Source organism: Pseudarthrobacter defluvii (assembly GCF_030323865.1).
GTDB classification, from domain to species: Bacteria; Actinomycetota; Actinomycetes; order Actinomycetales; family Micrococcaceae; genus Arthrobacter; species Arthrobacter sedimenti.
Map to the genome: position 1 here is coordinate 2,499,038 of NZ_CP066362.1, position 12,032 is coordinate 2,511,069.

Sequence of the window (12,032 nt, forward strand, 5' to 3'; positions counted from 1 at the left end):
TCACCGGGCGGTCAGTTCGACGTCGAGGCCCAGGTCCAGGGCGGCCACGGTGTGGGTGAGTGCACCCACGGAGATGACATCCACGCCCGTGGCGGCAATGGCGCCAACCGTGCCCAGGTTGACGTTGCCGCTGGCTTCCACGCGGGCGCGTCCGGCCACGAGCGCCACGCCGTCCTTCAGCTCCGGCACCGTGAAGTTGTCCAGCATGATGGTGTCCACTCCCGCGGCCAGCACGGGTTCGATCTGGTCCATGCGGTCCACTTCCACTTCGAAGTGGGTGGTGTGCCCCAGCTGTGCCTTGGCAGCGAGCAGGAGTTCCGTGAGCTTTGCAGGGTCTCCCCCGGTCATCACCGCGAGGTGGTTGTCCTTGGCCAGGACGGCGTCGGAGAGGCTGTAGCGGTGGTTCGCTCCGCCGCCGCACCTTACGGCGAAGCGTTCCAGGATCCGCAGGCCGGGCGTGGTCTTGCGCGTGTCGGTAATGCGGGCCCGGGTTCCCTCGGCGAGGGCCACGTACTCTGCCGTTTTCGTGGCGATGGCGGACATCCGCTGGACCAGGTTCAGCGCCACCCGTTCTGCCATCAGCACGGAGCGGGCGGTGCCGCTGACCCGCGCGAGGTGCGTGCCGGCGTCGAACGCTTTGCCGTCCGCTACCAGGAGTTCCACCTGGGTGTTGGGGTCCACCAGTTGCATGGCGTCCCGGAACACGGTGGCGCCGCTAAGGACGCCGGGCACGCGGGCGTTGAGGACTGCGGTGGCGCGGGCATCTGCCGGGATGAGCAGCTGCGAGGTGATGTCGCCACCGGGAGCATCCTCGTCGAAGGCCCGTTCCAGGATCTCCCGAACGGGGGCCGGCGGGAGGGTGAGGTCCAGCGCCGGGCGCGGGGCGGCAGCGAGGGCGATCACGGCGGGTTCAGTCATGGAGCAGGCTCGCTTTCGGGCGGGAAGGACGGGAGGGTTCGGCGTGTACGGGTTCGTCACTGCGGTAGTGCGCCCCCAGGGAGTCACGGCGGTCAAGGGCGGCAGCGACCAGCAGTTGGGCAGCCAGTAAGAGGTTGCGGTCCTCGCAGGCAACAGGGTCAGCGGCGGATTCCAGGTCAGGAAGGACGACGGCGGCCCAGGACTCAAGCGTCCGGCCGGCCTCAGCCAACAATTCCCCGGAGCGCAGCACCCCGGCATGCGAGGTCATCAAAGAACGGAGCGCCCCGCGGGAAAAGGGCTCCCCGGCCCCTTCACTCCCGCCGAAGTTGGACGGCCAACCCCCGGCGAGCGCACCTGGCCGATCCACCGCACCTTCTAAAGCAGCAGGGACGGTGACGTGCGCACTTGCGTTCCGCGGCAGGGGTGCGGAAGCGTGCGTCAAGCGGAGGCCGCCCGCGGCCGAGGCAGCACGCGGAGCATCGCTGACGCGGGACGCGTCCCAGCCCCGGTCACCCGAGAGGAAAGATTCAACAGCACGGCGGCCGAAGACGAGTCCCTCGAGGAGGGAGTTGCTGGCCAGCCGGTTTGCCCCTTGGACGCCCGTGCACGCAACTTCCCCGGCAGCGTAGAGGCCGGGAACGGTGGTGCGGGCGGAGAGGTCGGTGCGTACCCCGCCCATCCAGTAGTGGGCGGCGGGGGCGACGGGGACCAGTTCGCGGGTCCAGTCGATGCCGGCGTCGAGGGTTTTGCGGGTGAGGGTGGGGAACCGTTGTTGGAGGAAGCCTGCACCCCTGGCCTGTTCAATGACGCGGGCGTCGAGGTAAACGTGGCCGGTGGGGTCGCCGAGTTTGGCCAGGTGGAGGGCGATGCTGCGGGAGACGACGTCGCGGGGTGCCAGTTCGGCGTCGGGGTGGTAGGCCTGCATGAACCGGCGTCCGCCGGAGTCCAGCAGGATGGCCCCTTCGCCGCGGACGGCCTCAGAGATCAGCAGTGGCCCGTCCAGCCGGGCCGGGTGTGCCGTGGCAGAGCTGACCAGGCAGGTGGGGTGGAACTGGAAGAACTCGAGGTCTGCCACTGCCGCTCCGGCGCGGACGGCGAGCGCCAGTCCGTCGGCGGTGGCAACGGCGGGATTGGTGGTTTGGGCGAACAGCTGGCCTGCTCCCCCCGTGGCCAGCAGGACGGCGTCCGCGTCCAGGCTGAGGTTCCGGCCGGTGTGCTGGTATTGCACGCCTGCCACCCTTCCGTTGCGGGTGACGAGCGCAGTGGCGTGGGCATGCGTGAGGACGGCGAGTTTTCCTTCGTCCTGCCGGGACAGCACCGCCTGGATCAGCGCGCCGGCGACGCGAGCACCCGTCGCGTCGCCGCCTGCGTGCAGAATGCGCGGGGCGCTGTGGGCCGCTTCGAGTCCAAGGGCCGGGCCGTCGTCGTGCGTTGCCCTATCCGTGCCTGCCTTGGCCTGCCCGGCATCGAAGGCAACCCCGTAGCCCTGCAGGCCGGCGATGTCCTGCCGCGCCTCAGTGCACATCAGCCGGACCGCGGCCTCGTTGCAGTGCCCGGCCCCGGCGCGCAGGGTGTCCGCGATGTGCGCGGCGACGGTATCCCCCGGGGCAGGTTCGTCGAGGACGGCGGAGATGCCGCCCTGCGCGTACCAGGTGTTGCTCTGATCCAGCGCGCCTTTGGTCAGCAGCACCACGTCCGCGCCGGCATCGGCGGCAAGTAGTGCGGCGTAGAGGCCTGCGATGCCGCTTCCGACGACGGCCAGACGGCGCGTCATCAGGGCCTCGCAGCGAGCATGCGCTCAAGCGCGATCCTGGCGTTGGCCTGCACGTGGTCGTCAACGGTGATGCGGTTGACGACACGGCCGGCCACCAGTTCCTCCAGTACCCAGGCCAGGTAGCCGGGGTGGATGCGGTACATGGTGGAGCACGGGCAGATCACCGGGTCCAGGCAGAAGATGGTGTGCTGCGGGTACTCGGCCGCAAGCCGGTTCACCATGTTGATCTCGGTGCCGATGGCGAACGTGGTGGGCTCGGTGGCGGCGGCGATGGCCTTCTTGATGAAATCCGTGGAACCGGCGGAATCCGCGGCGTCCACCACCTCCATGGGGCACTCGGGGTGCACGATCACCTGGACGCCGGGGAACTCAGTCCGGGCCTTCTCGATTTGCGCCACGCTGAACCGCTTGTGCACGGAGCAGAACCCGTGCCACAGGATCACGCGGGAGTCCAACAGTGCCTGTTCGTCGTTGCCGCCCAGGTCCTTGCGCGGGTTCCACATGGGCATCTGCTCCAGCGGCACGCCCAGCGCCTTGGCGGTGTTGCGGCCCAGGTGCTGGTCCGGGAAGAACAGCACCCGCTGGGCGCGCCGGAAGGCCCACTCCAGGACCGTCTTTGCGTTGGAGGAAGTGCAGACGATGCCACCGTGTTCGCCGCAGAACGCCTTGAGGGCTGCGGAGGAGTTCATGTAGGTGACGGGGAGGACCGGGACCCGGCCCTCGGCGTCGGGCTCGGTTCCGAAGATGTCCTCGAGCTGCTCCCAGCATTCCTCCACCGAGTCCGCGTCCGCCATGTCGGCCATGGAGCAGCCGGCGGCGAGGTTGGGCAGGATGACGGCCTGCTCCGGCGTGGAGAGGATGTCCGCGGTCTCGGCCATGAAGTGGACGCCGCAGAAGATGATCGCCTCCGCATCCGGCCGGGTGAGTGCCGCGTTGGCCAGCTGGAAGGAGTCGCCCACGAAGTCCGCGTACTGGATGACTTCATCGCGCTGGTAGAAGTGGCCCAGGATCACCGCGCGGTCCCCCAGTGCGGCCTTGGCTGCTTTGATGCGCTCCCCGAGCTCGGCGTCGCTGGCCAGCTTGTATTCTTCGGGAAGCTGGCCCTGGCGCGGCGTGCCGGCCGGGGCCGGATCGGCGCTGGATGCCCCGGGACCGTAGGCCGGTACCCCTGTAAGCGCCTCGGCCAGGTCGTAGTCCCACGGGCCCTTGGCCAGCGCCGGGCTGCAGGTGCTGCGTTCAGCGGCTGCGCCCTTTTCGGCCTGTTCGCGCGTGATCAGCTGGATTGCCGTGTTGACGCTGCTCATGGTGTGCTCCTGTTATCTGGGTCAAGGCCTGGCCGGCCGGTAAAGCGGTAGAGGCGTGGCGGGCGGTGCTTGCCGCCCTGGAGGTATTCCCCGGTTTCTTCGATTTCCGGGGTGGCTTTGAGTTGCCGCCGGAAATTTGCGGGATCCAACTGGCGGTCAAGGATTGCTTCATAGACTTCGCGGACCTGGGCCAGCGTGAAGTACTCCCCCAGCAGGTGGTACGCCACCGAGCCGTAGGCCAGCTTGTTGCGCAGGCGCCAGAGCGCGTAGTCCACGATGGCGTTGTGGTCGAACGCCAACTCACCCAGCCGGTCCGCGCGGAACCACTTCACGTTTTCGGACTCGTCCGCGAGGGCTGCTTCCGTAGGCTGGACCAGGGCCCAGTAGACGATGGAGACGACACGCTGGGTGGGTGAACGGTGGAGTCCGCCGAAGGCGTACAGCTGCTCAAGGTAGCTGGGGGCAAGGCCGGTGGTCTCCCGCAGGTTCCTGGCGGCGGCGTCCTGGAGCGATTCGTCATGGCTCAGCGGGCCGCCCGGCAAGGCCCACATCCCCTTGAACGGTTCCCGGATGCGGCGCACCAGGGGAAGCCACAGGGTGGGACGGCCGGAGGTGGCGCTGGGCCGGAGGGCGAAGATCACCGTGGAGATGGCCAGCGACGGCGGCGCGGCCTGCCGCTCGGAAACATTAGCCGAGCTGTAGTACACCTGTCCCACCACCTTCCATCTTCCTCGACCGCCGGCATTGGACCGGTCGACCATCAGTTATAGTCATCTTGACCAAAACTAATTCTACGGCTGGGCATCCCCTAAAGGGAAATGTTTCTGCCCACGCATTTACGGGCGCGGCCGGGACTGGAGACATTCCGTCAGCTACGGGCGATCGAACTCCTGCTGCTAATCCCGGTTACCGGTTTCGCCCCCCATTTCGGGGCAGCCGCCCGGAAGCGGTAAATTCAATAGGTCCCAAAAGGACCCCCGGGCCTCTTACCCCGGACCCATCCAGCCCCAGAAGGTGCACCTGCCCATGACGATGAAGTCTGCCCATACGCCATCAACCACCACACCAAAGGCCGCAGCCGTCCACAGCATGAAGCCCCGCCAGCTGACCATGATGGGGCTGGGCAGCGCCATAGGAGCGGGGCTGTTCCTGGGGTCCGGTGCCGGAGTCCAGGCGGCAGGGCCGGCAGTACTCATCTCCTACCTGGTGGCCGGAACGCTGATCATCCTGGTCATGTGGGCCCTTGGTGAGATGGCGGCAGCACACCCGAACAGCGGGGCCTTCTCCGTGTATGCGCAGCGCGCGCTGGGCCGCACGGCAGGCGCCACCATCGGCTGGCTGTGGTGGCTGCAGCTGGTCGTGGTGATCGCGGCCGAGGCCCTGGGCGCGGCCGGGCTGCTGTTCTCCGTGTGGCCAGTAGTCCCGGTCTGGGCCCTGGCGCTGCTGTTCATGGTGGTCTTCACCGCCATCAACCTGGCCGGGGTCCGCAACTTTGGCGAGTTCGAGTTCTGGTTCGCCATCCTCAAAGTAGCCGTGATCGTCCTATTCCTCGGAGTTGGTGCAGCGCTGCTCCTGGGCATGCTCCCCGGCGTCGAGTCTCCCGGCGCGCAGAATCTCACCGGGAACTTTGCGCCGCAGGGTCTGGGCGGCGTTGCTGCTGCCCTGTTCGTGGTGATCTTCGCGTTTGGCGGAACGGAGATTGTGTCGGTGGCGGCAGCCGAAACCGAGGACCCGGAGCGCAGTGTGGGCAAGGCCATCCGCACGGTGGTGTGGCGGATCCTCGTGTTCTACATCGGCTCCGTCTTCGTCATCGCCGCCGTCCTTCCCGCCACCTCCAAGAGCCTTGCCTCCCCCTTTGCCGGCGTCCTGGACGCGGCCCGGATCCCTGGTGCGTCCACCGCCATCACCCTGGTGGCCGTCGTCGCGCTTCTCTCCGCCCTCAATGCCAATCTTTACGGCGCCTCCCGCATGGTTTACTCGCTGGCCCAGCGGGGCGAGGCGCCCCGTGTCCTGACCCGCCTCAACCGCGCAGGCGTGCCGCTGCCCGCGGTGGCCGTGTCCGTGGCCTTCGGCTTCGTGGCCACTGTCCTCGAACTCCTGTTCCCGGACCGTATCCTGCCTGCGCTGTTCCAGCTAGTGGGATCGACGTGCCTGGTGGTCTGGGGCAGCGCCCTGATCTCCCAGCTGATCCTCCGACGGCGGGCAGACCGCGACGGCACCCCGCTGCCCCTGCGGATGAAGGGCTTTCCCGGCCTGACCATCCTGGGCCTGGTGCTGCTGGGACTCATCTTCGCCGTCGGGTTCAGCGCCGACGCCAGCCGCGTGCAGCTCTTCAGCACTTTCGCCCTGATCGCCGGCATCGCACTGGCGTGCGCCGTTGGCGCCCGGCTGACCGGCGGGAGGCAGCCTACCAACAGGTAGAGTGGTGCGTACCTTTCCAAGGAAGTCGCACCGACGCGCCGGGCCCGCCCAGGCGCCGTACCTGATTGGGGAACTGACACCATGAGCGGCAGGCACAGCGGCCAGCAGCAGGCGCACACCGTTGAGGGCACCGACCCGCAGATGTATGTGGCGGTCCACGAACCCGCGGCCGACGCAGGGCTTCGGCCCGTCTTGCTGCTGCATGGCTTCTCCTCCTCATCCAAGCTCAACTGGGAGGACACAGGCTGGGTCTCGGCCCTGCTCGACGCCGGCCGACGGGTGATCACGGTGGACCTGCCCGGTCACGGCCGCAGTGGTGCGCCCGAGGACATGGACTCCTACTCCCCCAGCCGTATCCGTGCGGACCTGCTGCAGGCAGCGTTCGACGCCGGCGCCCGGCCCTTGCAGGACGGCGATCCTTCCAGCGGGCTGGACGTGGTGGGCTATTCCCTGGGCTCCCGGCTCGCCTGGGAGTTTGCGGCAACCCAGCCCGAGCTGGTGCACCGGCTGGTGCTTGGCGGCCCCAACGACTCCGACCCCCTGGCGGCCTTCGACCTCGTAGCCGCCCAGGACTATCTGGCAGACGGCACGCCGATCAAGGACGAGTCCACCGCCCAGCTGCTCAAGATGGCGCTGCTGCTGCCCAGCAACAACATCTTCGCGCTCCTGTCGCTCGTGGAGGCCATCAAGGCGGAGCCCTATGACCCGGCCGAAGCGGTCCCCCACGTTCCCATGCTGCTGGTGGCTGGAGACAAGGACGAACGGGCGGCGACGTTGCCCAAGCTTGCCGAACTCGCCGGCAGCGCGGGGTCCATGGCCGAACAGGTGATCCTTCCGGGCCGGAACCACACCAACGCCATCACCAGCAGGGCCTTCAAGCAGGCCGCCATTTCGTTCCTGGCCGTCTGAGCGATACCAGTCTGCTGCCGCCGGAAACCAGACAGCAGCCCTTGAACGTTTGCTGACGACGGGCCGCGGCGGTCAGCGACAGAGCGCCGGGAAGGAAACATGGGGACGCGTTTCGAGGACCGCACGGAGGGCGGACAACGCCTTGCCGCTGCCCTGGCCCAGTTCCGGGAGCGCCCGGACACCGTGGTCCTGGGCCTGGCCCGCGGGGGCATCGCGGTCGCGGCGGCTGCGGCAACGGCGCTGGGCCTGCCCCTGGGCACCGTCCTGGTGCGCAAGCTGGGGATCCCCGGGCACGAGGAAACCGCGTACGGCGCCCTGGCCCTGGCCCGGGGCCGCACGGTCCGGCTGATCAATAAACCGCTGCTGGAGCGGGTCCTGGAACATGGGGTTTCCCGGGAATCGCTGAACGCCGTGGAAGACCGCGAACGGGCCGAACTGCTCCGCCGGGCGGGGCTTTACCCGGGGGCCGGTATGGACGTAGCGGACAAGACCGTACTCCTGGTGGATGACGGCCTGGCCACCGGCGCCACGATGCGCGCCGCCGTCGAGGCCGTGCGGGAAGGTGGCGCTGCTGCGGTGATTGCCGCCGCCCCCGTGGGTTCGGTTGATGCCCAGGCGTTACTGGAGCGGGTATGCGACGCGGTGGTCTGCCTGCACCTGCCCGGCAAGTTCCGGGCCGTGGGGAGCCACTACCGGCGCTTTCCGCAACTGAGCGACGACGACGCAGTCAGGCTGCTGGCACAGTAGCAACACCTGGACAAACAGCAGGCCCGGACCAAGCGGTCCGGGCCTGCTGTTTGCGCGCTTGGCGGCGGGTGGGCGGGCCCACGCCGTCCGGGTTCCCTGGCCGAAGCGAAGCAAGGCTAGGGTGACGGTGGCTGGGCCCACGCCGTCCGGGTTCCCTGGCCGAAGCGAAGCGAGGTTAGGGGGAGGGTGGGGACTAGTGGTGGCTGCTGACGCCCAGCGGACGGCCCTTGGTTTCTTTGGCCAGCACCACGCCGACGGCGGAGATGACGCAGAGGATCATGATGTAGATGCCGATTGAGCCTGTCCACTTAGTGGACTGCAGCAGCGATTCCGCGATGGTGGCTGCAAAGGCTCCGCCCAGGATGGCGCCGAAGGCGTACCCGATGGAGATGCCTGAGTAGCGGACGTTTGCGGGGAACATCTCGGCGTACATGGCGGACATGGGTCCGTAGGACAGGCCCAGGCCAACGGTCAGGACGAAAAGGGCGACGCCGTAGAGCATGATGTCCTTGGTGTCGATCAGGGCAAACATGGGGATCATCCATGCGAAGACGATGGCGTAGCCGATCAGGAACGTCTTGACGCGGCCAATGCGGTCGGAGAGCCAGCCGCCCACCAGGGTGAAGATCAGCCAGCCGAAGGAGGCCAGAGTGGTGGCCAGGAGAATCTGCGGCGTGGGCATCTTCAGCGTCTTGGTGGCGTAGGAGATGAAGAACGCAATCAGCAGATAACCGGCTGCGTTGTTGCCGATGAAGATCAGGGTGGAGTACAGCACCGGCAGCTTGTGGTTCCGGATCAGTTCGCCCAGGGGCGCCTTGCTCTCCTTCTTGCGCATTGCCATCTCCTGGAAGACCGGGCTTTCGGCGACGGCCCGGCGGATCAGGTAGCCCACCACGATCAGGACGATGGAGAGCAGGAACGGCACGCGCCAGCCCCAGGCAGCGAAGTCTTCCTTGGACATGCTGGTGTTGAGGAAGAACAGCAGGCCGGTGGCCAGGATCATGCCCACGGGCACGCCGATCTGCGGGTAGGCGCCGAAGAGTCCGCGGCGGTTGACCGGCGCGTGCTCGACGGCCATGAGGGCGGCACCGCCCCACTCGCCGCCGGCGGAGAAGCCCTGGATGACCCGCAGCAGGATCAGCAGCACGGGAGCCCAGGCGCCGATCTGCGCGTAAGTGGGCAGCATGCCGATCAGGGCGGTGGCCGCGCCCATCATCACCAGGGTGAAGACCAGCATGGCCTTCCGGCCCAGGCGGTCGCCCAGGTGACCGGCGATGACGGCGCCGAGCGGACGGAACAGGAAGCTGATGCCGATGAGGGCAAAGGAGAGAATCTGGGCCAGGCCGGGGTTGGATTCGTTCAAGGGTGCGAGGAACAGCGGTGACAGCAGCGTTGCGGTCAGCTGGGCAAAGATGAAGAAGTCGTACCACTCGATTGTGGTGCCGACCAGGGTGCCGGCGAGGACCTTGCGCTCCTCGCGCCGACTGCTGGGACCAGCGAGGGTGTCCACCTTGGAAGGTGTGGTCATTGAAACTCCATTGTTTATTGGGCAGCAATGCCACCCGGACGCCTTCAGAATTACCGACAGAACGGTCAGTTAGTTAGTAGGGTACTACGAAAACGTGATGCGGAACACGGACTTTGGGGATTTTTAGCGGCTAAGCAGCCGCGGAAGACATGTTCTATATTTGAACTGCAAGTTCGTATTGAGGACAATACCGCCTCCCGGGAATCGAGACAAGGGTCACGGATGGGGCGGCCTGCAACCTAGGATGGACAACATGACTCCTCCAGCAGCGGCAGCCCAAGCCGGAGCTGCGCCGCAGGCTTCGCCTTCCCAGACCCTGTCGCGCGGCATCCGTGCGCTCGAGATCCTTGCGGCCGCACCCGGCCCGCTGACCATCGCCGAACTGGCCGAGGCCATGGGTGTCCACCGTTCGGTGGCGTACCGGATCCTGCGCACCTTGGAAGACCATTCCCTCCTGGTGCGGGACGACGCCGGACGGGTCCAGCCCGGGCCTGGCCTGGCGGTCCTGGCGCGCGGCGTATCCCGCAACCTTCAGAGCGCCGCCCTCCCGGAGCTCACCCAGCTGGCAAACTCGCTGGACATGACGGCTTTCGTGGCGGTCTGGGACCACCACGACTGCATCACGCTCGTTACTGTCGAACCGAGGCATTCGGGAGCCAGCGTGGCCCAGCGTCCCGGCACGCGCCACCCCATCAATGCGGGGGCGCCGGGTATTGCCATCCAGTCGGCCCTCACCGAACCGGAGTGGGACCGGCTGGACACCGGTATCCCCTACCGGCCGGAGGCGTTGGAAGCCCGGAGGAGGGGCTACTCAGCCAGCCATGACGAGGTCATCGCCGGGGTCTCCTCGCTGGCAGCCCCGGTCCGGGTGCCTGGCGGACGTCCGGCAGCCCTCGCGGTCGTCTACATCCGTTCCGCCCAAGACCCGGAAGCCGTGGGGGCCGCCATCGCCCAGAGCGCGGCACGGATCGAGAGCCAGCTCGCCTAGCAGTACACGCCACGGCAAAACAGCGGCCGGACAGGCGGTCCAGGGTGCGCCGTGCAGGCTGCCCTGTCAGTCCTTTCGGCGGAGCACGACGGCGGCTCCCGCGCCAAGCAGCGCAAGCGTCACCGCAGCACCGACCGGGACAAGGAACGCGGCGCCGGGCCCGTACAGCTGCGCCAGCTGTCCCCCCAAAGAGGACCCGAGGGCCGTTCCGGCGACAATCCCGCTGGCGAGCGCGGTCATGACCGTGCCCAGCCTGCCGGCGGGTGCCACCCTCCCGCCCACGGCGAAGACGGTGACCATCACCGGGCCCACCGGCAGCCCGAGGAGCAGCAGGACCGCCGCCATCGTGGGCAGCGACGACGGCACCAGCAGCAGGACGGCCAGTGCTGCCATCAGGACAGCACACAACACCCAGCGCAGCGGCAGGCCCGCGCGGCGGGGCCAATAGGCAACTGAGAGGGCCGCGGCAGCCGAGCTGAGGCCCATGACGGCGTACAGCAGCCCCGCTATTTCGGTGCCGGCGAGCCCGGCGGCGAATGCGCTCAGGGCGGCCTGGGTGGAACCGAAGAATGTCCCCATGCAGACCATGGCAAAGACCGGCAGGGCCACCACCCACGGCAGCTTTGCAGGGCCGCCCGCACCGCGACTCTTCCTGCCCGGGGAACGACGGGCGGCCGGAACCGCCCGGTGGGTGGGATGGACGGCGAAGCCGGGCACCAGCGTGATGGTCAGGGCCGCGGCCAGTGCCAGCGGCAGCCACGGTGCAACAAGGCTGGCCAGGATTCCCACCAGGGCCGGCCCCAGGACGAAGGTCACCTCATCCGCGGTGCTCTCGTAGGAGAGTGCCGTATCCAGGTCGCGGGCAGGATCGGAGGGCGGAGCCGTACCATCCGCGTTGCCCGTCAGGGACATCCACCGTACGCGCGCCAGGGGTCCCACCTGCGGGCTGGTGGCGCCGGCTGCGAAGGCAACCGCCAGGACAGCAAGCGGGAAATCCCCGGCTGCAGCAGTGGCGTTGGCGGTGAGCACCAGGGCCAGTACGGCCAGGGTATTGAGCACGGCGGAGAGCAGCAGGATTGGCCGCTGTCCGCTCCGGTCCGCCAGGGATCCCAGCAGCGGGGCGCCAAGGGCCGAGCCGATGCCCACCGCGCCGGCGGCTGTTCCGCCGGCGGCAAAGGACCCGCTGACGGAAGTGACCAGGGTAAGCGTGCCCATGGTCAGCATGGCCAGCGGAAGTCTCGCGAATAGCCCCAGGGGGATGAAGCTCCGGCCTGCGAGCTGCGGGAGGCGCGAAAAGCGTCCGGGGGCCGGCCCTGGCACCGGGTTCGAGGCGGAGACGCGGGCGGGGGTGTCGCTGGTGCTTGAAGGAGAAATTTGTGGAGTCAATTCCGGGCTCGCTCAGTAAGTGCGCATCGTCCCTCCTCCCGATGCGCGCAACCCGGT

At 68.1% G+C, this 12,032-nt stretch carries 10 protein-coding genes; 4 read left to right on the forward strand and 6 right to left on the reverse strand.

Annotation, left to right across the window (positions count from 1 at the left end):
- The 4 genes from nadC to JCQ34_RS11570 are packed head-to-tail and all read right to left on the reverse strand — an operon-like array spanning position 1 to position 4,703.
- Entirely contained in the window at positions 1 to 918 is a 918-nt protein-coding gene (gene nadC, locus JCQ34_RS11555; protein WP_286397708.1) for a carboxylating nicotinate-nucleotide diphosphorylase, read from the reverse strand.
- Positions 911 to 2,692: an L-aspartate oxidase gene (locus JCQ34_RS11560; RefSeq protein WP_286397710.1), complete on the reverse strand. Its 1,782-nt coding sequence runs from the start codon at positions 2,690 to 2,692 to the stop codon at positions 911 to 913. Before JCQ34_RS11560 ends, nadC begins: the two co-directional genes overlap by 8 nt.
- Positions 2,692 to 3,996, reverse strand: a complete 1,305-nt coding sequence (gene nadA / locus JCQ34_RS11565; protein WP_286397712.1) for a quinolinate synthase NadA — start codon at positions 3,994 to 3,996, stop codon at positions 2,692 to 2,694. Before nadA ends, JCQ34_RS11560 begins: the two co-directional genes overlap by 1 nt.
- On the reverse strand, positions 3,993 to 4,703 hold the full coding sequence (locus JCQ34_RS11570; RefSeq protein ID WP_286404463.1) for an NUDIX hydrolase: 711 nt from the start codon (positions 4,701 to 4,703) through the stop codon (positions 3,993 to 3,995). The genes nadA and JCQ34_RS11570 overlap by 4 nt, the downstream gene beginning before the upstream one ends.
- 319 nt (positions 4,704 to 5,022) lie before the next feature.
- Here JCQ34_RS11570 and JCQ34_RS11575 point away from each other — a divergent pair, with 319 nt between their 5' ends.
- From JCQ34_RS11575 to JCQ34_RS11585, 3 genes are all read left to right on the forward strand, one after another.
- On the forward strand, positions 5,023 to 6,417 hold the full coding sequence (locus tag JCQ34_RS11575) for an amino acid permease (RefSeq protein ID WP_286397713.1): 1,395 nt from the start codon (positions 5,023 to 5,025) through the stop codon (positions 6,415 to 6,417).
- Positions 6,418 to 6,498: 81 nt separating this feature from the next.
- Positions 6,499 to 7,326: an alpha/beta fold hydrolase gene (locus JCQ34_RS11580; protein ID WP_286397715.1), complete on the forward strand. Its 828-nt coding sequence runs from the start codon at positions 6,499 to 6,501 to the stop codon at positions 7,324 to 7,326.
- 99 nt (positions 7,327 to 7,425) lie between these two features.
- Complete coding sequence (locus JCQ34_RS11585) at positions 7,426 to 8,073, forward strand: phosphoribosyltransferase (protein WP_286397716.1); 648 nt, start codon at positions 7,426 to 7,428, stop codon at positions 8,071 to 8,073.
- A gap of 193 nt (positions 8,074 to 8,266) precedes the next feature.
- Here JCQ34_RS11585 and JCQ34_RS11590 read toward each other — a convergent pair whose 3' ends face one another.
- A complete protein-coding gene (locus JCQ34_RS11590; RefSeq protein ID WP_286397717.1) occupies positions 8,267 to 9,601 on the reverse strand; it encodes an MFS transporter in 1,335 nt (444 codons plus the stop codon).
- Between the two features lie 253 nt (positions 9,602 to 9,854).
- Here JCQ34_RS11590 and JCQ34_RS11595 point away from each other — a divergent pair, with 253 nt between their 5' ends.
- Positions 9,855 to 10,589 carry an IclR family transcriptional regulator gene (locus tag JCQ34_RS11595; protein WP_286397719.1) on the forward strand — a complete coding sequence of 245 codons (735 nt, stop codon included), beginning with the start codon at positions 9,855 to 9,857 and terminating at the stop codon, positions 10,587 to 10,589.
- A gap of 66 nt (positions 10,590 to 10,655) precedes the next feature.
- Here the strand turns inward: JCQ34_RS11595 and JCQ34_RS11600 are convergent, their stop codons facing one another.
- Entirely contained in the window at positions 10,656 to 11,975 is a 1,320-nt protein-coding gene (locus JCQ34_RS11600) for an MFS transporter (RefSeq protein ID WP_434738907.1), read from the reverse strand.
- Positions 11,976 to 12,032 lie beyond the last annotated feature (57 nt).